This window comes from Pseudomonas oplopanacis (assembly GCF_057128725.1).
This window is the reverse complement of the sequence record NZ_JBSKHV010000001.1, coordinates 635,564-654,148: the sequence shown is the minus strand read 5'-3', so window position 1 is coordinate 654,148 and position 18,585 is coordinate 635,564. Positions and strand designations below refer to the sequence as shown.

The 18,585-nt window shown below is 57.6% G+C and carries 22 protein-coding genes and 1 tRNA gene; 15 read left to right on the top strand and 8 right to left on the bottom strand.

Annotation, left to right across the window (positions count from 1 at the left end; all coding sequences use genetic code 11):
• The first annotated feature begins 6 nt into the window (after window positions 1–6).
• From ACWKV5_RS03150 to ACWKV5_RS03125, 6 genes are all read left to right on the top strand, one after another.
• A complete protein-coding gene (locus ACWKV5_RS03150; protein WP_483840134.1) occupies window positions 7–798 on the top strand; it encodes an ABC transporter ATP-binding protein in 792 nt (263 codons plus the stop codon).
• Window positions 795–1,577: an IucA/IucC family C-terminal-domain containing protein gene (locus tag ACWKV5_RS03145; RefSeq protein WP_483840133.1), complete on the top strand. Its 783-nt coding sequence runs from the start codon at window positions 795–797 to the stop codon at window positions 1,575–1,577. Before ACWKV5_RS03150 ends, ACWKV5_RS03145 begins: the two co-directional genes overlap by 4 nt.
• 263 nt (window positions 1,578–1,840) lie before the next feature.
• A complete protein-coding gene (locus ACWKV5_RS03140) occupies window positions 1,841–4,672 on the top strand; it encodes a xanthine dehydrogenase family protein molybdopterin-binding subunit (RefSeq protein WP_483840132.1) in 2,832 nt (943 codons plus the stop codon).
• Window positions 4,665–5,204, top strand: a complete 540-nt coding sequence (locus ACWKV5_RS03135; protein WP_046026867.1) for a (2Fe-2S)-binding protein — start codon at window positions 4,665–4,667, stop codon at window positions 5,202–5,204. Before ACWKV5_RS03140 ends, ACWKV5_RS03135 begins: the two co-directional genes overlap by 8 nt.
• Before the next feature lie 2 nt (window positions 5,205–5,206).
• Window positions 5,207–6,442: a c-type cytochrome gene (locus ACWKV5_RS03130; protein WP_483840131.1), complete on the top strand. Its 1,236-nt coding sequence runs from the start codon at window positions 5,207–5,209 to the stop codon at window positions 6,440–6,442.
• 1 nt (window position 6,443) lies between these two features.
• Window positions 6,444–7,415 carry an XdhC family protein gene (locus ACWKV5_RS03125; RefSeq protein WP_483840130.1) on the top strand — a complete coding sequence of 324 codons (972 nt, stop codon included), beginning with the start codon at window positions 6,444–6,446 and terminating at the stop codon, window positions 7,413–7,415.
• Between the two features lie 49 nt (window positions 7,416–7,464).
• Here ACWKV5_RS03125 and ACWKV5_RS03120 read toward each other — a convergent pair whose 3' ends face one another.
• Window positions 7,465–8,748 (bottom strand): NAD(P)/FAD-dependent oxidoreductase, encoded by a 1,284-nt coding sequence (locus tag ACWKV5_RS03120; RefSeq protein ID WP_483840129.1) that lies wholly within the window; start codon window positions 8,746–8,748, stop codon window positions 7,465–7,467.
• 183 nt (window positions 8,749–8,931) lie between these two features.
• Between ACWKV5_RS03120 and ACWKV5_RS03115 the strand changes: the two genes are divergently transcribed.
• Window positions 8,932–9,008: transfer RNA gene (locus ACWKV5_RS03115), tRNA-Val, on the top strand.
• Window positions 9,009–9,106: 98 nt separating this feature from the next.
• Here ACWKV5_RS03115 and ACWKV5_RS03110 read toward each other — a convergent pair.
• The 5 genes from ACWKV5_RS03110 to ACWKV5_RS03090 all read right to left on the bottom strand — a co-directional run bounded on the left by ACWKV5_RS03110 (window position 9,107) and on the right by ACWKV5_RS03090 (window position 12,084).
• A complete protein-coding gene (locus ACWKV5_RS03110) occupies window positions 9,107–10,243 on the bottom strand; it encodes a tyrosine-type recombinase/integrase (protein ID WP_483840128.1) in 1,137 nt (378 codons plus the stop codon).
• Window positions 10,243–10,476, bottom strand: a complete 234-nt coding sequence (locus tag ACWKV5_RS03105) for a hypothetical protein (protein ID WP_034134173.1) — start codon at window positions 10,474–10,476, stop codon at window positions 10,243–10,245. Before ACWKV5_RS03105 ends, ACWKV5_RS03110 begins: the two co-directional genes overlap by 1 nt.
• A 35-nt stretch (window positions 10,477–10,511) precedes the next feature.
• Window positions 10,512–11,006 (bottom strand): hypothetical protein, encoded by a 495-nt coding sequence (locus ACWKV5_RS03100; RefSeq protein ID WP_483840127.1) that lies wholly within the window; start codon window positions 11,004–11,006, stop codon window positions 10,512–10,514.
• Window positions 11,007–11,314: 308 nt separating this feature from the next.
• A complete protein-coding gene (locus ACWKV5_RS03095; RefSeq protein ID WP_483840126.1) occupies window positions 11,315–11,719 on the bottom strand; it encodes a hypothetical protein in 405 nt (134 codons plus the stop codon).
• Complete coding sequence (locus tag ACWKV5_RS03090) at window positions 11,716–12,084, bottom strand: hypothetical protein (protein ID WP_483840125.1); 369 nt, start codon at window positions 12,082–12,084, stop codon at window positions 11,716–11,718. Before ACWKV5_RS03090 ends, ACWKV5_RS03095 begins: the two co-directional genes overlap by 4 nt.
• Window positions 12,085–12,191: 107 nt before the next feature.
• On the opposite strand from ACWKV5_RS03090, the gene ACWKV5_RS03085 reads away from it, so the two are divergent.
• The gene (locus tag ACWKV5_RS03085) at window positions 12,192–12,623 is read left to right on the top strand and encodes a hypothetical protein (protein ID WP_483840124.1); all 432 of its coding nucleotides are present in this window, start codon (window positions 12,192–12,194) and stop codon (window positions 12,621–12,623) included.
• Between the two features lie 7 nt (window positions 12,624–12,630).
• Here ACWKV5_RS03085 and ACWKV5_RS03080 read toward each other — a convergent pair whose 3' ends face one another.
• Window positions 12,631–13,137, bottom strand: coding sequence for a DUF4406 domain-containing protein (locus tag ACWKV5_RS03080; RefSeq protein ID WP_483840123.1), 507 nt, complete (start codon window positions 13,135–13,137; stop codon window positions 12,631–12,633).
• Between the two features lie 90 nt (window positions 13,138–13,227).
• On the opposite strand from ACWKV5_RS03080, the gene ACWKV5_RS03075 reads away from it, so the two are divergent.
• The gene (locus ACWKV5_RS03075; RefSeq protein ID WP_483840122.1) at window positions 13,228–14,034 is read left to right on the top strand and encodes a hypothetical protein; all 807 of its coding nucleotides are present in this window, start codon (window positions 13,228–13,230) and stop codon (window positions 14,032–14,034) included.
• Here the strand turns inward: ACWKV5_RS03075 and ACWKV5_RS03070 are convergent.
• The gene (locus tag ACWKV5_RS03070) at window positions 14,018–14,941 is read right to left on the bottom strand and encodes a DNA cytosine methyltransferase (protein ID WP_483840121.1); all 924 of its coding nucleotides are present in this window, start codon (window positions 14,939–14,941) and stop codon (window positions 14,018–14,020) included. The two genes, ACWKV5_RS03075 and ACWKV5_RS03070, sit on opposite strands and share 17 nt — an antisense overlap.
• A 50-nt stretch (window positions 14,942–14,991) precedes the next feature.
• Between ACWKV5_RS03070 and ACWKV5_RS03065 the strand changes: the two genes are divergently transcribed.
• The 6 genes from ACWKV5_RS03065 (at window position 14,992) to ACWKV5_RS03040 (ending at window position 18,520) form a co-directional block, all read left to right on the top strand.
• Complete coding sequence (locus tag ACWKV5_RS03065; protein ID WP_483840120.1) at window positions 14,992–15,804, top strand: hypothetical protein; 813 nt, start codon at window positions 14,992–14,994, stop codon at window positions 15,802–15,804.
• Window positions 15,805–15,898: 94 nt separating this feature from the next.
• On the top strand, window positions 15,899–16,093 hold the full coding sequence (locus ACWKV5_RS03060) for a hypothetical protein (RefSeq protein ID WP_483840119.1): 195 nt from the start codon (window positions 15,899–15,901) through the stop codon (window positions 16,091–16,093).
• A 12-nt stretch (window positions 16,094–16,105) separates the two neighbouring features.
• Window positions 16,106–16,918, top strand: coding sequence for a baseplate J/gp47 family protein (locus tag ACWKV5_RS03055; protein ID WP_483840118.1), 813 nt, complete (start codon window positions 16,106–16,108; stop codon window positions 16,916–16,918).
• Between the two features lie 9 nt (window positions 16,919–16,927).
• On the top strand, window positions 16,928–17,518 hold the full coding sequence (locus tag ACWKV5_RS03050; RefSeq protein WP_483840117.1) for a YmfQ family protein: 591 nt from the start codon (window positions 16,928–16,930) through the stop codon (window positions 17,516–17,518).
• Window positions 17,519–17,521: 3 nt separating this feature from the next.
• Window positions 17,522–18,130 (top strand): gp53-like domain-containing protein, encoded by a 609-nt coding sequence (locus ACWKV5_RS03045; RefSeq protein WP_483840116.1) that lies wholly within the window; start codon window positions 17,522–17,524, stop codon window positions 18,128–18,130.
• 12 nt (window positions 18,131–18,142) lie between these two features.
• Entirely contained in the window at window positions 18,143–18,520 is a 378-nt protein-coding gene (locus ACWKV5_RS03040) for a tail fiber assembly protein (protein ID WP_483840115.1), read from the top strand.
• The last annotated feature ends 65 nt before the right edge of the window (window positions 18,521–18,585 follow it).

Genomic DNA, 18,585 nt, shown 5'->3' with positions numbered 1-18,585 from the left:
CAACGTATGACGTCGATTGCAAGTCGCGGCCTGACCCTGAGTTATCAGCGCCAGGTGATTATTGACGCGCTGGACATGCAACTGCCCAAGGGCAAGATTTCGGTATTGATTGGCAGCAACGGCTGCGGCAAAAGCACCTTGCTCAAATCCTTCGCCCGACTGCTGAAACCACAGCAGGGCTCGGTGATTCTCAACGGTGTGGATATCCAGCAAAAGTCCACGGCGGCGGTGGCCCGGGAGTTGGCCATTTTGCCTCAGACCCCCAGCGCGCCGGAGGGCATCACCGTCCGGCAGTTGGTGACGCTTGGACGTTACCCGTATCAGAGCTGGATGCAACAGTGGTCGGCGCAAGACGAAGCCATGGTCAACCGCGCACTGGCGCAAACCAGTTTGCAGGCCCTGGCGGATCGACCGGTGGACGCATTGTCCGGCGGGCAACGCCAGCGTGCGTGGATCGCCATGACCCTGGCCCAGGACACCGGCATCGTGCTGCTCGACGAACCGACCACGTTCCTCGACCTGGCGCACCAGATCGAAGTGCTGGACCTGTTGCGCGACCTCAACCGGCTCGAAAACAAAACCATCATCATGGTGCTGCACGACCTCAACCTGGCCTGTCGTTACGCCGACCACATGGTGGCGGTGCATAACCGGACGGCGTTTGCCCAGGGCAGACCCGATGAGGTGTTGACCGAGTCCCTGGTCAAAACCGTGTTCGACCTCAACTGCCGGATCATTCCCGATCCATTCTTCGGGACGCCCTTGTGTATTCCGTTTGGCCGGGAATTACCGCAATGAGTCTGGCGCGTTATTTCACGGCGTCGGAATGGGCGGTGTTGTCCGGTGGACTGCGGCTCAAGGACAGCGACGAGCGTGATCCGGTGCATTCGTTGGTGGCCCGGGACTTGTTGCAGGAGGGCGTGTGCGAACAACTGCTGGACCTCCTGGGCCCGGTGATCGGCTCGTCGACCCGGGCGATCACGGCCTCGCTGCTGGGCAAGCGCTTGTCGTTTCTGGCGACCGGCGCGTGTTTGTATGCAATGTCGGTGTATGACAAAGGGCTGTTGCTGACGCTCGACAATACGGTGATTGAGTACGGCCACGATGGCGGGCTGTGGACGTCTTCGATGCCGCTGCATCACGGTCAGCCGTTGACGTACGGGGCCAATGAACGCGAGGCCTGGCGGGACGCGTTGGTGCAGGGGCTGTTCGCTGGACTGCTGAAACCCTTGTGGCAAACCTTCAACCGAGTCACGGGTGTTTCCCGACGCATCCTCTGGGAAAACACGGCGGTGCGCGTGTATTCGCTGTATGAAAAGCGCATGGCGAAAATCGATGACCTGTCAGTGCGTCAGCGCTGTGAAGCGGATTTCAATTGGCTGCTGACACACGCCGAGCCCGCGCTGTTCGGCCTCGACTACAACCCGTTGAGCCATTTCCGCCGACCGCCCACGCTGCTGGACGACGGTCAACGCAGCATTCGCTTTCGCCGAACCTGTTGCTTCTACTACCTCGCCACCGAGCCCGCTGAATACTGTTCGACCTGCCCATTGCTGCGTCCGGGGAAATGTCGATGAGTTACCAGGTCATCCCTCGCCACTGACGGGTCAGCCCGCTCTGGAACGGTTCATCGATCGGCTGCGTCGCAAAGTCGCAGTTTTTTGATTCGCTGGTCAGTTTTTTGTTTGCCGTAAGGGTTTAAGTCTATAAACTTAACCTTTCGGTCAGCTTTGCGCTGGCAAATTCAGCCCTTTGCATCGTCAAAAAGGGCTTCCGCTAGACTCAAGAATTCCAGTACGTAACCAAAAGGGCGGGCCCATAACCGCCCAGAGGATGATCCATGTCCAACCGTGAAATATCCCGGCGCTCGTTCCTTCAGGGCGGGCTGGTGGCAGGTGTGAGCGTGACGCTCACGCCGCTCAGCAGTCAGGCGCTCGCCGCCTTGATGGAAAACAGCGTGACCGTGCCGTCCGAGCAATGGCTCGGCAACAACGGCAAGGCACGCTCGCGTAACGATGCCTTGTCGAAGGTCTGCGGCAGCAAAGTCTTTGCCCGCGACATCCGCGCCAAGGACATGCCGGGCTGGCCGCAGCAGCAAGGCCACGCCATGCTGCTGAAAACCATCAAGGCCGACCGCATCTACGCGGGCATGGACCTGTCGTGGCTTGGCGCCGACTTGCAGCCTGACCGCATCGTCACCGCCGCTGACCTGGAGAAAGACGGCATCGTCTTCCCGGAAGAGCACGCGCCGGATCCGTTGCTGCCGGAAGGCAAGGTGCCGATGTTCATCGGTCACCCGGTGGCCATTCTGATCTGGAACGACTTCGAGCGTTTCCGCCAGGCCAAGGCCAAACTCAAATTCAATGACAAAGCGATTCGTTACGGTGCTCAAGTGCCGTTCTACGAAGGCGATCCTTACGGCAGCTTCCGCTATGTGCGTGTGGGCGGGGCGACCTCGGCGGACGAAGACGAATTCGCCAGCCTCAAGGATTCGATCCTGTTCCCGATGCTGAAAAACCGTCGCCCGGTGTGGAATTCCCAACCGAACCTGCACGGCAATCTGACCGAGCGTGGGTTGTTCTACGCCGATCGCATGAAACAGCAGATCGACACGCCGCCAGACAACTGGCTGGTGTTCGACGAGCGCTACAAAACCCCATCGATCGAACCCGCCGCGATGGAGCCGGACAACGGCAACGGCTGGTACGACCCGGCGACCAAGACCCTGCATTTCGTGGTGGCGACCCAGTGCCCACTGGAGGCAGCGACCGAGACCGCGAAAATGATCGCGCCGTCGCGCTTCGGCCTGGCGAACCTGAACATGCACCCGGGTTACACCGTGGGTTACGGTTCCAAAGACCACAACATTTTCGTCTACTACGCGGCCCTCGCGGCGTTGTATGGCGCCGGTGTGCCAGTGCGTCTGGCCAATGACCGCTATGAGCAATTCCAGAGCGGCATCAAGCGTCATCCGTTCGACATCCGCTACCAATTGGCCGTGGACAAGACCGATCACAGCTTCAAGATTTTCCGCGCCGAAATGAGCGTCGACGGCGGTGGCCGAGTCAACTACAGCCCCTCCGTGGCCGCCGTTGGCGCCACGGCCGCGCAGTCGATCTACTACATGCCGCAGAACGATTTGCAGGTTACCGCCTATCATTCCCGCGCCGTTGAAGCCGGCTCGATGCGGGGTTACGGCACCCTGCAAAGCATGGCGTCCACCGAGATGATGGTCGACGAAATTGCCGATCGCCTTGGCATCGACGCCATCGACCTGCGCAAGAAAAACGCCATGCTCTCGGGCATGAAAAACACCCAAGGCGCAGTGCCGGCGGGTGCGTTGCGCTTGCACGAGATTCTCGACAAAGCCGCCGTTCACGACGTCTGGAAAAACCGCGCCGCGATCAAAAAGCAGCGCGAAGCGCAGGATCCGGATAACTGGTACGGCATCGGTTTCGGCATCTGCCAAAAAGACTTCGGCACGGGCTCCGAAGCGCCGATGGCGAGCATCGAATTCACCGCTCAAGGGCACATCACCCTGCGCCACATCGGTATCGAAATCGGCACCGGCATGTCGACCTCGCAAGCCTTGGTTGTGGCCGATTTCCTCGGCATCGCGGCGACGGAAGTGAAGACTGGCGAGACCGAATGGAAAGAGTTGCAGCTGATCAGCGGCGGCAACCCTTACATCATGAGTCAGGCCGAACAGGACAGCCTGCTGCGCAACCCGCGCTGGGTTGGCAAGATCGCGTCGGCGTCGTCGGCCACTAACTCCGCCTACTACTTCAGCCACGCCACCCGTGAAGCGGCGCGCGTGCTGTTTAACCACGGTTTGTGGCCGGCGGCGTTGCAGATCTGGAGCCAGGGCCCTTACGGCGGCTCGGCGAATCCTTACGTGGTGCGTCGCGAAGATGCACATTGGGTCGACGGCAAACTCACCGCCAACGGCATGCAGCCGCTGAGCTTTGAACAGCTGGCCAAGCACGCTCACGAGAAGGGCCTGGTCACCGGCGCGACCGTGCACGGCTTCAACCGCTGGAGCTGGGCCGAGGCCGAGTTCAGCATTGACGGCGTGCGTGAACGTCTGCCGCTCGACGGCTTGGCAGTCAAGTACGGCGATGGCGCACCGAGCGTGAAAAAGGCGCAAATGAACAGCGCCGGTTTCCACCTGCTGGATCGCCAGAACGTGCACTACCCGGACACCCAGTTGAACAACGCGGCGGTGACTTACTACAGCCCGGTCGCGACGCTGGTGGAAGTGAAGGTCAACAAAGGTTCGGCCGAAGTGCAAGTGCTCAACCATCACTCGTGGGTCGAGTGCGGTCGGGTGCTGGTGGAAGAACTGGTCAAGGGCCAGATCGAAGGCGGGATCGCCATGGGCATCGGCCATGCGCTGATGGAAGAGATGCCGCTGTACGAAGGCGGGCCGGGGGAGGGTGACTGGAACTTCAACCGTTACCGCTTGCCGATGGCGCGCCACGTGGCGGTCTGGAAGCAGACGGCTGAAATCCTGCCGCCGCTGTCGCCGAGCGATCCATCGAAGGGCATCGCCGAAGTGGTGATGATCCCGGTGGTCGGTGCCATCGGTAACGCTGTGGCACACGCCATCGGCAAACGGGTCCGCGACCTGCCTATCACTTCTGCACGCATCAAGGAGGCCCTCAATGGCTAACCGTCCGCTTCAACTGACCCTCAACGGTCAATCCGTCGGCCCGGTGGACATCCCTGATGACCTGCCGATGATCGATTATCTGCACGAATACAAAAACCTAACCGGCTCGCGTTTGGGCTGCGGCCAAGGCATCTGCCACGCCTGCGTGGTGATCGTCGATAACCCGGACGGCACCAGCGAAGAAGTGCGCACCTGCATCACCGGCGCGCATTACTTTGAAGGCAAAAAAGTGCGGACCATCGAAGGCCACGCGAAACGCGACGAGGAAGGCAAAGTCACTGAGCTGAACCCGATCCAGCAGCGCTTCGTCGACGAATTTGCTTTCCAGTGCAGCTACTGCGCACCGGGTTTTGTGAATGCCGCGACGGTGCTTGTGGAGAAGCTGCAGCGTCAGCCGATCGTCAAAAGCCAGCTGGAAAAAGTCATCGAGGACAGCCTCGGTCACCACATCTGCCGCTGCACAGGCTACGTGCGTTACTACAGCGCAACGCGCAACGTGCTGACCGATCTCGGCCTGGTCAAGGAGGGTTAAGCATGAAGCAACTACTTTCCCGCCTGGCGTTGGCGGTCGGTCTGGCTGCGCCGGTGTTGCTGGCGCACGCGGAAGATCAGGTCAAGCGCGGCGAATACCTCGCCCGTGCCGCTGACTGCATGGCCTGCCACACCGCGCCGGGTGGCGCGCCGTACGCGGGCGGTCTGCCGATTGTCTCGCCGTTCGGTACGATTTACGGCACCAACATCACCCCGAGTAAAGAGCACGGCATCGGCCTCTATAACGATGACGAATTCTTCGCCGCGCTGACCGAAGGCAAGCGCCGCGATGGCGCCAACCTGTACCCGGCAATGCCGTACACCTCGTATCACCTGATCCCGCGTGACGACTCGGATGCGATTCACGCGTACCTGAAAACCGTCGAGCCGATCGAGCGTGCAGCACCGGTCACCAGCCTGAGCTTTCCGTTCAACGTGCGCCTGGGCCTGATGGGCTGGAACATGCTCTACGGCAAGGACGTGCAGCTTTCGTCCACCGAGGGTAAAAGCGATGCTTTCAAGCGCGGCCAGTACATGGTCGACGTGCTCGGTCACTGCGGCGAATGCCACACCCCGCGCGGTTTGCCGGGTGCGATGCAACAGGACAAGCGCCTGACCGGCGGCCTGCTCAATGGCTATCTGGCACCGAGCCTGTTGGCCAATGACCTGGCGGCTCGCGGCTGGAACCATCAGGACCTGAGCTCGTTCCTCAAGCACGGCATGAGCGCCCAGGGCACGATGTTCAACGAGATGTTCCCGGTGTTCCACAACAGCACCCAGGGCCTCAATGACCCGGACCTCGCGGCGATGGCGACCTTCCTGCTCGGCGATCAACCGCCACAGGCCAAGGTGCTGACTGACGTGCCGCTGGACAAGCTCACGGCCAGCGCCCAACGCGGCCGTCAGGAATACCTGAACGTCTGCGCCGGTTGCCACGCGGTCGGTGGCGAGGGCAAGCCGCACATCGCGGTGGCCATGCGCGGCAACACCACGCTGCGCCTGGAAGATCCACGCAACCTTGTGCGGGTGATCGACGACGGTATCGGCGAGCAGAAGTTTGCCGGGTTCGAACACATGCAGCCGATGCCAGGGTTCGCCGAGAAGCTCAGTCACGAGCAACTGACGGATCTGCTGAACTACCTGCGTCAGGGTTGGGGTGGTCAGCCGGCAGATCTGGCGGTGAGCGACGTGCAGAAGTTGCGGGCTGATGCGCCGCCGCTCGAGCACAAGGCGCACTGACATGCAGCATCTCGATCTGCAAGTCGTGCGCCGGGCACTGCAATGGTCGTCGGCCGGCCAGCGCGTCTGGCTGTGCACGGTGCTCGCCACCTACGGCTCGGCACCGCGTGCGCCGGGTTCGCTGCTGGCGGTGAACGCTGACGGGCAATGGATCGGTTCGCTGTCGGGTGGCTGTGTCGAGGAGGACTTTCTCGAGCGAGTCGCCGAGGGCGCGTTTCTGGAGGCGGTCAGCGTCGTGCGTTATGGCGAGGGGGATGATCCGCGCTCTCGGGTGAGTTTGCCCTGTGGCGGTGTGCTCGATGTGCTGGTGGAGAACCTTGAGCCGGATTGCGAGGTTCAGGCGCATCTGCGAGAACTGGAATCGGCGCTGTTGGGTCAGCGTCGGCTGATCCGCGAAGTCGATCTGGCCAGCGGTGCGCGCAGCCTGTTCGATGATCGCGAGCAGGGCGTGCGCATCGAGCGTGAGATCGACCGGGTGCGCGTGCGGATCGGTGCGGCCCAGCGCTTGTTGCTGGCCGGGTATTCCTCGGTTGCGCAGGCGTGTGCAGAGTTCGCCGTCGGGTTGGGTTTCGAAGTGATTCTTTGCGATCCGCGCGACGAGGTGCTGGAAGGCGTGGTGCTGGAAAACGTCGAGATTCGTCGTCAGTTGCCCTCGGTGTTCATTGCTGACGGCGGTTGCCACAGCGACACGGCGGTGGTGGCGTTGACCCACGATCCGCGCATCGATGACCTGGCGATGATGGAAGCGGTGCGCACCGAGGCGTTTTACATCGGTGTGATGGGGTCCATGCAGACCTCGCAAAAGCGCTTTGAGCGGTTGCGCAGGATTGGTGGTCTGGGGGAGGCCGAGCTGGCGCGAATTCATGCGCCAATCGGTTTGAACCTGGGCAGCAAGACACCGGCTGAAATCGCCCTTGCGGTACTCGCCGACATTCTGCGAATCCGCAGCGGCATTGAACGGGACAAGCTGTAAACACCGCTCCTACAAAAAAGGGGCCGCATTCAGCGGCCCCTTTTTTGTATCAGTATCCGAATTTGTCCCGCAGCCCGTAGTACCAGGCGCCCAACGCCGCAAACGGTGTGCGCAGCAATTGTCCGCCGGGAAACGGGTAGTGCGGCAGATCAGCAAACGCATCAAAACGCTCCGCCTGACCTCGCAACGCCTCGGCCAGCACTTTGCCCGCCAGGTGTGTGTACGTCACGCCATGGCCGCTGCAACCTTGGGAATAGTAGATGTTGTCGCCGATCCGTCCGACCTGCGGAAGACGCGACAGGGTCAGCAGGAAATTGCCGGTCCAGGCGTAGTCGATTTTCACGTCCTTGAGCTGCGGGAACGCCTTGAGCATCTTCGGTCGAATGATCGCCTCGATGTTCGCCGGATCCCGCGCGCCATACACCACGCCGCCACCAAAGATCAGCCGCTTGTCGCTCGTCAGACGGTAATAGTCGAGCAGGTAATTGCAGTCCTCGACGCAGTAATCCTGCGGCAGCAGGTTGTTCGCCAATTCCTCGCCCAGCGGTTCGGTGGTGATGACCTGTGTCCCGCAAGGCATCGACTTTGCGGCCAGTTCCGGCACCAGATTGCCCAAGTAGGCATTGCCCGCCACGATGATGAACCTGGCCCTGACCTTGCCCTCTGGCGTATGCACCACCGGACTCGCGCCGCGCTCGATGCGCACCGCTGGCGACTGCTCATAAATAGTGCCGCCGAGCGACTCGACGGCCGCCGCTTCGCCCAGCGCCAGGTTCAGTGGATGAATGTGCCCGCCACTCATGTCGAGCATGCCGCCGACATATTGATCGCAATTCACCACTTCACGGATACGACGCTGATCCATCAGCTCCAGCTGCGTATGACCGAAACGCTCCCACAGGCGCTTCTGCGATTCCAGATGACCCATCTGCTTGGACGTGATGGCCGCGAACACACCGCCGTCCTTCAAGTCGCACTGGATATTATATTTGGCGACCCGCTCACGAATGATCCGCCCACCCTCGAACGCCATCTGCCCCAACAACTGCGCTTGCTTGGGACCAACGCTGCGCTCGATCACATCGATATCGCGGCTATAGCTGTTGACGATCTGACCGCCGTTACGACCCGATGCGCCAAAACCAACCTTGGCCGCTTCCAGAACCGTTACCTTGAAACCGTTCTCCAACAGAAACAGGGCAGAGGACAGACCGGTGTAACCGGCGCCGATCACGCAGACATCCGTCTCTACTTCACCCTGCAAAGCCGGGCGCGGCGGAACCGCATTGGCCGATGCGGCGTAATAGGACTCTGGGTAGGGAGTGTTCGCCATCCTGCTGCCTCTGTTTAATATATTTTACGAGTGCCTTGATCCTACCCGAGTTAAAAATCGACCGCCAGCTACCGGAAAATCTTCGTCGAAGCCGCAAAATTAAATATTTTGCATATTCATAGGGTTAGCTCGAAAAAAGGTGTTGACACCCCTCCGGAATTCCGTAGAATGCCGCCTCACAGCAGGCACGTAGCTCAGTTGGTTAGAGCACCACCTTGACATGGTGGGGGTCGTTGGTTCGAGTCCAATCGCGCCTACCAAACAAAATCCGCTCTGCTGGGCGGTCTAGAGGGGGCACCGGAAACGGTGACCCCTTTTTGCCTTCTGCGATTTGCAAAACTTTTGCAAAACCCCCACCTCAGAACGCCAATTCGGCGCCCACCTCCAGGTACTCGATCTTCTTTTCGTCGTGCCCCTCTTGATAGTGCTTCGTCATCTTCTCGTCCGCGTGCCCCATCAAAGCCTGAATGTATTCCTGTGGGAAATTCTGCTGCTCGTAAAGCCATGCCCCTAAAGCGCGAATCTCGTGAAAAGTGGGGCGCTCACCGGCCGGCACATGGTCGTAGGCGTGCGCTGCATCCCGGGCCTTGCTGAACTCTTTGGTCAAGTAGTCTGGGGTCACCGAAGTCCAGTGGTCCTTTGCGTCGATCTGTTCCCGGCGCCGGGCCTTGGGCTTGTAGTGGATGAGGTACGGCGATACGATCGGCGATCGCATGCACTCACCGACAACCTCGCGCAGCGCCGCGCCCATGGTGATCTTCAGGTGAACTGGATTGTCATAGCCTTGGGTCTTCCCGGGTGACACCGTCAGCGTGTTCTTGTCCATGTCGGCAGCAGACTTCAACCAGGTGACGATGTCCTCACGCCGCTGAAGGCTGGCGAGTGCCAGGCGAATCGCGCGCTTTAGCCAAGGCGGGGTGGTCGCCGCGTCGATGATCGATTTCAGTCCGTCGAGCGTATGCCGCTGGCGTTTCTTCTCCGCCTCTTTCTTCACCAGCGTCAGTTCGGCGTTGTTGCGTTCTGCCAGGCCCTTGGCCACAGCGAAGGCGAAGATCTGGACCCACAGACCGCGGTGCTTCGTGTAGGCGTTGTTGCTGAACTGGTCGAGGTATTCGGCCATGGCCAGCACGTCCATTTGCCCAATCAGCCGATCGCCCAGGTCTTGCCGATATCGCTCAACCTTGAACTTGATCTCCTCGAGCGTGCGTGCGGCATATCCCTTATCCACCAACCATTCATCCGTGAAGCGCTGCAGCAGGTTGCTCACGATCGGCAGTCGGTCACCAGTCAGGAGGGCAAGAAGCGAACCGTCATCAACCACCAGCTCCGCGAACTTCAGGTTGGCAGCCCGAGCCAGTTTGATTGCCTCTTCCAATGGGCGGTTGATGCTGGTCATCACTCCGGTGACGGGGTTGCGGTACCGCCAATACTTTCCGTTTGGGTAAAGGTTTGGCGGAAGCTTCCTGTTTTGAAGCGTGCGCGGCCGGGCAGCCATCAGCCTATCTCCAGCATCTTGGCCAGCAGTGGGTCGCTTGAACCCATCACCGCGGCCTGAACATCGACGAAATACATTCCGCCTTTTACCTCTCCAATCACTTCGCCTTCCTCAATCCATTTTTTCAACTGTTGCAGACTTGGTTTGCCGCCTACGTAACGCAGCTTTCTGTATTCGCCTGCCTCCATGAGGCGCGGCAACTTGACCGTAATTTGGGCCAGAACTTTTGCCATGATGATGCTCCGCGCCGCGTGGCGGCAGAAGGTGGTTATTGGGTGGCTGCTTTGGCATGGCCGACGCAGAACTTCGTGGGCTCGCCCTGTTCATCCAGGTGTGCGTGGCACATGAAGCCTTTTCGGTCGTGAGCCATGAACTCGGCATCGCCGGTAGTAATCGGTGACTGATTGGCAATTGATCCCAACCTGTAGGCGCACCCATGGCACGCGCCTTTCGGATCGCACTTGCTGGCGATCTGGACGCCTTGGCAGGCCCCGATGATGGTTGGAAGATTCACGCTGGTGAATTTGTCGGGATGCACACCGCATTCCTCGATCAGCACCTGGTCGCTCATCTCCGCGCAGTTCGCTGCCACCGAGTTGGCCATGCCGATAAACTGGGCCAGGAGTTCGACCAGACGCAGCGAACCGTTTCTTTGCAGGTAACCGGTGAGCGCCTCACGGCGCATTGCCAAATCGAATTGAGCAATGCCAGCCAGTTCGACGGCATCGCCCCGGGTCATGCTGTATTCGCAGTTTGCAGGCATGGGATTCCTCGCCCGCCGTTCACCGGCAGGTATATGGTTTAATGAAATAGATCTTGAGCGGGAGGTGGCGATGGATAAGGCGATTCGAAACCCAATGATTATCACTGGGGGTCTATTGGCTATTTTCGGACTCGGCGTTTGCCTGAACCAACTGCTTAGAGACGGGAGGGTCGGTTACTTGGCGTTTGGCTTATTCGTCTCAGGGAGCACATTATTGTTGGTTGGATGGATACAGAAGAATAATTGAGTTTCCCCGTTTCACCGAGGCCCCTTGTAGCAGTAAACGTAGGCGAACCAGGCGAGGGCGATCATGGCGTCACCTGCTTGATGTTCGACTCGACCCATTTGCGCATGCGCACCCATCGCTGCTCCGGTGTCTCTGCCTGCCAGCTTCCCTCGTCGTTCATGAAAACGATTTCCGAAGCCATGGCGGGGCTGATGCCAAACGCCTCACCTACGGCTTCTCGGTCATCCGGATCGAGCGCTGCCATATCCACGCCGCGTTTTGCCCCAACCACGCCGATGGTGCAGAACTCGCCTTCAACCACCAGAGAGTCGGCGATCAGGCGTTTGCCCGGCATGGCGTCCAGTGCATCGCGCAGTTCAGCCAGGAAGGCCTGCCCGCGCTTGCCTCTGAGCGCTGACTTGACGGCGCCCCTCCAGCAGATCAGATCCCATCCGCAGCAATCGTCGCTGTATCCGCTACGGCTCATGGCTGTACCTCTTTGCGGTAGCCCGCATCAATGGCCCGAAGGAAGTCATCCCTGAACTGCTGGTTAACGCCTGCCCATGGCACGCGATGGTTTTCGTTGGGGATCATCGTTTCGAACAACTCGCGCGCAAGGTTCTGCCGGTGTTGCTCGGCGGTAGCGCCGTTCGGGCGGAACTCGCGCTCGCCGACATACGAGCAGTTGTCGAAATCAGTTCCGATGTATTGCCACACCACCACATTGCTCGATGAGTAGAGGATGGTGCATGAACCAAACCCTGATTCGCCGGCTGATCCATCGACTTCACAAACCGTTCCAACGGGCGGCGGACCGTCTCCAGACCAGGGCAAATCACTTTCTTCAGGCATGACTTCGTCCTTGCCGCTATAGCGGCTGACTTTGGAGGGGAGGGTGGATTTTTTTAAGATTTCTGCGAAGCTTCTAGGGCGCTTTGGTTGCTGGATTTACTTCCCTATTGATTGAGCATTTCAACAAGGAATTTATCGTGATTAATGTGTTCGGAAAGGCTTTAGCCTGCGGTGCTGTGATCCTTAGCGTTTCTGCGTGTTCCACAGTTGAAGGACTTCAACCTTCTGATACTGGCATTACCGTTAATGTTTCCAATAAAACCTACAATGAGGTTTGGAAATCTTCCGTAAGCGCAATGAGCACAAATTTGGCGATAGTCGAAATGAATAAAGATGCAGGAGTGATTAAATCTGAAGCACCTGCTGGCATGGCTACATGGGGAGAAGTTGTCGGGTTGTTCGTTACGCCAGTGACGCCAACAGCACAGAGTTATTCGATTCGAGTCGTCAGCAAAAAGCGTTCAACGTATCAAATTACTGGCCAAAACTGGGCGCCTAGCGTTGCTGCCCGCATCCAGGCGGATTTAGATTCAGAGTGAATCTCGCTCATCCTGCAATCTCCATCGATACCAGATCATGGGCATTCACTACCGGCATTCCGAGCTCGCGGGCGATGTGCACTTCGAGTCGGGCACCTTTCGAGTTTTCCCACCCGGGCAAGACCGCGACCATTCCGCATAGGCCCAGGCGTGTCAGGTCGTAGTCCATGTAGTCAGCCCATTCAGCGTCCTCTATGACGCCGTGCTCAGCAGGGTTCTCAATGATGTAGCCCCGTACACGCAGATCGGCCGCAATCTTGTTGAAGGCGGGGAAGTTGAAGTCTTCGAAGCCCGTCATGGGCCCGGCCAGGTACAGGTGGTTGGCGCGGGCAGCGGCGAGTGTCACGCCAGGTGCCTTGGTCAACTCTGCGCCACGATCCAGGCCCATCGCATAGGCGGCGTCTTGAAACACCATTAACTCATCAGAGAAGCGCTCAATCTTGCCGACGTATTGCTGGTGCAACTGCTCAATCGCGGCATGATCTTCAGGGTGATTTCGGTTTTCGGTGGGCATGGGGCGTCCTATGCCGGGGCATGCCCGGGCGGTGGGGTATTGAGGAATCAGCTAGAGTGAGCGATTAGCTAGGCAGAAGGTGAAAAGGAAATGAAGTACGAAAAGCCTCAGAAAGGAAATCCTCATAACCTAACTATCAAACAACATGTATTTCCACGAGCGAGTATCGAAAGATTTTATGATTCCAATGGATTCGTTTCTGTCTTTAGCAAGAGTCAAGGGAAAGTTATTCCGCTGAGATCTTCTAATGAGTTTTTTTGTGCTAAGAGAGTTTGGGATCAAAGAACAGAAGCATTTATTGGCAAGCAGATCGAAGACGAATTTCAAGCGTTAGTCAGAGGGATTGAATCAGGTGCTGTAACCGTCATAGGGCACTTTCAGAAACGAGTGGTTGAAGAGTTTTATTCGCTATGGCGAACCAGGCATCGTTTCCTTATGCACGGATTAGATGACATATCCGTGAACGGCATTGCTGGTGAATTTTTAACTGTCGATCAGCAAGAACTTCTGGAAAAGCATCACACCATATTCTTCAGAGACGGCGTGATGCCGGGCCGATTCGCCGCAGGAATTCATGTGATGAGATACATGGATTCGTTTCTACAATCAAATATGAACATGCAGTGGGGGATAATTCGAACTGTTGATGGTGAATTTATCGTTCCCGATTGCTTCGAAGATATGATGATTATTCCGTTGGCTCCTACAGTTGCACTTATGGCGGATCAGCCGAACTCCATTATTACTAGGGATGAAGTTGCCGTTGTAAATAGAGTTGCGATAAGCCGGTCTTCAAACTATTTTTTTGCTCGTGATCTTTCTTCGTGCCCCGTAATTTCTTATGCCCCGCCGAGGCTACAACGGCTCTTTTCTCCTGATTCTACGCAGCAGCCTTAAGGGCCTCGATAATTCGCTGTCCGGCCAGTGGCGGTACCGCGTTGCCGGCCATGTGCATGGTGAGCCGATGATTGTCCGGCCGCTTCGTGTCGGCTGGAAACGACATGGCGGCCAGTGCCTCATTCGCCGACAGCATTCTCATTTCGTCGCCGCGCACCAAGGCCCACCGGTCCAGGGTGGTGATGGTGCCGATCGGGCGCTCCAAACTGCGACCAGTCAGGCCCGAGCCTGATCCGTAGTAGGGCATGATGAATCGATCACCGAAGCGCTCCCGGCCATTCTTCACGCGGAGCAGCGTCGATTCAGCGCGGCCTGGCTTCTCGACCTTGCTCCACTTGCCCGCGTCGAAATCGATGAAGGATGAGGCTGGAACATGCCGGCGCTGGTGAAGCTGAAGGTTCAGCGGCGCCTTGCTTCGGGTGCAGACCAGAAACAGGCGAACGCGGTGCTGTGGTACGCCGAGATCGGCGCAATCAACGACATGCGGCGCGAGCATGTAACCGAGCGCGGCCATAGCCTGCGACCACGCTGGGTACAGGGCCCAGTCCGTGAACTCTTCGACGTTCTCGACCAGCACCACTTCAGGCCGGTGGAATTCGGCGGCCGATACAACCGCCCAGGCTGTCGAGCGCGACGAGTCGTGCTGAGCGTTACCGGACTTCTTGCCTCGCGCCTTCGAATGCCCCTGGCAACAAGGCGAAGCAAGCATGATGTCGTGGGCCGGCACCTTCGACCAGTCCGCCTGATGCAGGTCTTGGCAGATGTGAATGGCGTCCGGGTGGTTGGCGCTGTGCCACTCAACCGCGACAGGCCAGTGATTGGCGGCCCAGATGACGTCGATCCCGGCATTGCGGGCACCGGTAGACCATCCGCCGAGACCGGCGAACAAATCGATTGCTGTGGGCATGAGGGAATCTCCCGGATATAGTTGAGAATTCACATTTGGGGGGCGCACGCATGGATATACTTTTGAATATTGGAGGGTCAGCAGCTCTGGTTTCTTTAGTGCTTTGGCTTGCTAGGAACTTGATAATTACAAGGCTGACGAAGTCGGTTGAAAGCGAATATGCCCATTTGCTTGAAAGTTATAAGTTTGATTTGCGGAAGTCAGAAGAGTCTTTCAAGGCAAAACTACGAAGTAATGAGGTGGAAATTACTGCGTTGCGAAGCGGAGCTCTTTCAGCCATATCAAGCCGGCAGTTGTTGCTGGACAAAAAAAGAATGGAAGCCTGTGATGAGTTGTGGGCTTCAGTAGTGTCCCTAGGTGCATTTAAGATTGTATCTATTTGGATGTCGGTTATAAAATTCGAAGTAGTGGCGGAGGCGGCTAAGCACGATACAAATATCCGTAAACTTGTCGAGATTCTAGATGAGCAGATAGATCCCCAATTTTTGAAAACTCAGATTGTTCCATCAAAGGCGCGTCCTTTCGTTTCACCGATGTTGTGGGCATCTTATTCCGCATACGCGACTGTAATGATGCAGGCTGTCATGCGCGCATTTTCTATAAAGCATGGGCTTGGGGCAGATGTTCTTGATTTTAAGAAAACGTCAGAAGTGTTAAAGCTTGTGCTTCCACATCAAACTGACTTCATTGATAAGTTTGGCGCTTCGAGTTATCACTATCTGATAGAGGAGCTTGAAGAAAAGATAATAACTGAAATTCATCACACTATTTCCGGTGCCTCGACGGACGACGCGGGTATCCAGCAGGCTGCTGCCGTCATTAAAAAATGTAACGAGATTGCCGTTCCCATCGACAAGCCTTAAGAAAATTTTTCTTTGTCTTCTCGCGGACTGGCGTGATTCGTTGGGGTGAGGTATTTGTGTTCGGCCCGGCATGGGCCGGATTAGGGGAGTACGAATGTCGAACCAAGCACAAATAGATGCTATTGAGCACCTGCTACTGGCAGTGCTGAAACGATCCGGAACAACGTTTTCCGATGTTGCAATTGAAGAGGCGCTTGCGTCCCTAATGAGAGCTGATGCGCCTGGTGGTCTTGAGCGGCGAGGAGCCGCCGGTGATTATTTAATGGAACTGAGATTACGGCTGGGTTAAGCGCCGCCCTCCGTGACTGATGCGACAGTGATTAGGCCGGTCACCCGGCCTGACATACTTACTTCAACACTGCCTGCTGGGACGATTCTCCAGCGCCAGGACGGTGTGCAATATCGCATGCTGGCAGACGGCACATTCACCGGCACAACGCTGCAGCCGACGGTAGTGGCAGTTGAAGCGGGCGCCGCTGGCGACGCTTCAGCCGGCACACCGCTTTTTCTTCTGTCGCCCGTGGCAGGCGTGCAATCGACTGGATCAGCCGCAACCGCGATTGATGGGGGGATTGACGTTGAAACCGACCCTCAACTTCTCAGTCGGTTGCTGAAACGAATCCGACAACCACCTCATGGCGGAGCTGAATCCGACTACGAACTGTGGGCGCTTGAAGTGCCTGGTGTTACGCGGGTCTGGGTTTATCCGCTGCAAATGGGTGCTGGCACCGTAACCGTTCTATTCGTCTGCGACGGTGAGACCAACATCATTCCGAATCCAACAAAGGTCGCGGAGGTGCAGGCCTATATCAATGCTCGCTGTCCCGTGACCGCTGAAGTGTTTGTAGCTGCGCCAATCGCCGACCCGCTCAACATGACGGTGAAGCTTTCCCCGAACACTGCTGCAGAGCAGGCCGCTGTTCGGGCCGAAGTCGCGGACTTGATTGTCCGAGACTCGAAGCCGGGAGGCCCGATCCTGATCAGCCGACTCCGGGAAGCGGTTTCTACAGCAGCGGGCGAGTCCGATAACGCCATCACGTCTCCGACTGCCGACGTAGCTCATTCCATCGGGCATATGGCCGTTCCTGGAACAATCACCTTCTCCAGCTTTTAAGGAGGCGTAATGCCGACAGCTGCCGACTACTTGGAGCAGCTAAAAACGCTGCTGCCTCCCGGTCAGGCATTCCCTAGGGAAGCCGGGACCAAACTGCATGACCTACTCGACGGTATGTCTATCGAGCTGGCCCGCGTAGACGGCCGAGGCGAAGCCCTGCCGGTCGAGGCAAACCCTGCCAGCACAAACGAATTGCTCGGTGATTGGGAGCGCGTGGCGGGGCTGCCGGACAAATGTTCTGGAGTATTGGAAGAAACGCTCCAGGGACGGAAAAACGCGTTACTGGCAAAGCTCACCAGCACTGGCGGCCAGTCCGCTGCTTACTTTGTTGAGATCGCCGCAGCCCTTGGCTACACGGTAACGATCGAAACTTTCAGACCATTCAGGGTTGGTCGCTCGCGGGTCAGTGAAGCTCTCACCAACGGCGCCTGGGCTTTCACATGGTTGGTCAGGGCTCCAGAAGTATCCGTGACCAGCTTTCGAGTTGGTCAATCGGCGGTTGGCGAGCGGCTGAGAACTTGGGGCAACGACACCCTCGAATGCAAATTAAATCAATTGAAGCCCGCGCACACGATCGCGCTCTTCGCGTATGGAGAATGACGCATGCACAGAATTGATGGTCCTGGCGCCACTGTTGACAACCGATTTACGGACGGAGACCCGGTTGCTGGCATCCAAGCCACCATGGTCACTGACGACTGGGCGAACGATGTTCAAGAGGAAATTGTTAGCGTCCTCTCTGATCAGTCCATTGCGCCAGTAAAAGGGACTCAGAACCAACTGTTAGCAGCCATCAAAGGTATCGCAGGAAAACTGGCGACAGAGTTAGTTGCGGGCGTATCCAAAATTGCAACGCAAACTCTGACGGATGCAGGCGTCGATGATTCCACTATCGTCACGCCGAAAAAATTACGAAAGGGCGTGTCTTTCAATATTGGTGCAAACGGATACGTCGCGCTTCCAAGCTGGCTGGGTGGCTTTATCTTTCAGTGGGGTAGCGCGAGCACTTCGGCTGGCGGTGGCGTTTTTGTTACATGGCCAACGGCGTTTCCAAATGTGGTTGTGCACGCGTCTGGTTCTGCCAATGCCTCTGTGGTTACTCCGGCAATTGTGACTGCAAGTGCAGGATTGGCAAATGGAAGTTTTTTTGCGTCAAACGGTTCGGGTGCTGCTGTCGCTATTGGCATTTTTTGGCTTGCAATCGGCCGTTAAGAGGGTAATCGCATGATGTACTACAGCAAAATCGCAAAGGGTTTTTATGATGGCGCTCTCTTCGAGGATCTTCCTTTAGATGCTGTTGAAGTTGCCACTGATGACTACAAATCGATACTTCAAGGGGCGTCACAAGGGCTAGTCATTACCTGTAATAAGGATGGCTACCCAGTCCTGTCTGATGCTCCAACCCCAACCACTGAAGAGCTAGCGGCAATAGCACGCGGGGAGCGCGACACGCTGCTCATGGAAACGGATTACTTGGTGATGCAGGACTATCCCCATAGCGCGGCATCTCTGGCAGCGATTAAGGAATATCGCCAAGCGCTGCGGGATGTGCCTGCACAGCCAAGATTTCCGAATGGGATTGAATGGCCGGTTCGACTGTAACGGTTAAAAAAGATTAGGTTGGTGAAAGAAGTTGGCCAGCTAAATAGGGGGACAATTTATATTGT

Excerpts from the sequence above, each read along its gene's own strand:
- ACWKV5_RS03150 (WP_483840134.1), top strand. The coding sequence starts at position 7 with ATGACGTCGATTGCAAGTCGCGGCCTGACCCTGAGTTATCAGCGCCAG.
- ACWKV5_RS03145 (WP_483840133.1), top strand. The coding sequence starts at position 795 with ATGAGTCTGGCGCGTTATTTCACGGCGTCGGAATGGGCGGTGTTGTCC.
- ACWKV5_RS03140 (WP_483840132.1), top strand. The coding sequence starts at position 1,841 with ATGTCCAACCGTGAAATATCCCGGCGCTCGTTCCTTCAGGGCGGGCTG.
- ACWKV5_RS03135 (WP_046026867.1), top strand. The coding sequence starts at position 4,665 with ATGGCTAACCGTCCGCTTCAACTGACCCTCAACGGTCAATCCGTCGGC.
- ACWKV5_RS03130 (WP_483840131.1), top strand. The coding sequence starts at position 5,207 with ATGAAGCAACTACTTTCCCGCCTGGCGTTGGCGGTCGGTCTGGCTGCG.
- ACWKV5_RS03125 (WP_483840130.1), top strand. The coding sequence starts at position 6,444 with ATGCAGCATCTCGATCTGCAAGTCGTGCGCCGGGCACTGCAATGGTCG.
- ACWKV5_RS03120 (WP_483840129.1), bottom strand. The coding sequence starts at position 8,748 with ATGGCGAACACTCCCTACCCAGAGTCCTATTACGCCGCATCGGCCAAT.
- ACWKV5_RS03110 (WP_483840128.1), bottom strand. The coding sequence starts at position 10,243 with ATGGCTGCCCGGCCGCGCACGCTTCAAAACAGGAAGCTTCCGCCAAAC.
- ACWKV5_RS03105 (WP_034134173.1), bottom strand. The coding sequence starts at position 10,476 with ATGGCAAAAGTTCTGGCCCAAATTACGGTCAAGTTGCCGCGCCTCATG.
- ACWKV5_RS03100 (WP_483840127.1), bottom strand. The coding sequence starts at position 11,006 with ATGCCTGCAAACTGCGAATACAGCATGACCCGGGGCGATGCCGTCGAA.
- ACWKV5_RS03095 (WP_483840126.1), bottom strand. The coding sequence starts at position 11,719 with ATGAGCCGTAGCGGATACAGCGACGATTGCTGCGGATGGGATCTGATC.
- ACWKV5_RS03090 (WP_483840125.1), bottom strand. The coding sequence starts at position 12,084 with ATGCCTGAAGAAAGTGATTTGCCCTGGTCTGGAGACGGTCCGCCGCCC.
- ACWKV5_RS03080 (WP_483840123.1), bottom strand. The coding sequence starts at position 13,137 with ATGCCCACCGAAAACCGAAATCACCCTGAAGATCATGCCGCGATTGAG.
- ACWKV5_RS03075 (WP_483840122.1), top strand. The coding sequence starts at position 13,228 with ATGAAGTACGAAAAGCCTCAGAAAGGAAATCCTCATAACCTAACTATC.
- ACWKV5_RS03070 (WP_483840121.1), bottom strand. The coding sequence starts at position 14,941 with ATGCCCACAGCAATCGATTTGTTCGCCGGTCTCGGCGGATGGTCTACC.
- ACWKV5_RS03065 (WP_483840120.1), top strand. The coding sequence starts at position 14,992 with ATGGATATACTTTTGAATATTGGAGGGTCAGCAGCTCTGGTTTCTTTA.
- ACWKV5_RS03060 (WP_483840119.1), top strand. The coding sequence starts at position 15,899 with ATGTCGAACCAAGCACAAATAGATGCTATTGAGCACCTGCTACTGGCA.
- ACWKV5_RS03050 (WP_483840117.1), top strand. The coding sequence starts at position 16,928 with ATGCCGACAGCTGCCGACTACTTGGAGCAGCTAAAAACGCTGCTGCCT.
- ACWKV5_RS03045 (WP_483840116.1), top strand. The coding sequence starts at position 17,522 with ATGCACAGAATTGATGGTCCTGGCGCCACTGTTGACAACCGATTTACG.
- ACWKV5_RS03040 (WP_483840115.1), top strand. The coding sequence starts at position 18,143 with ATGATGTACTACAGCAAAATCGCAAAGGGTTTTTATGATGGCGCTCTC.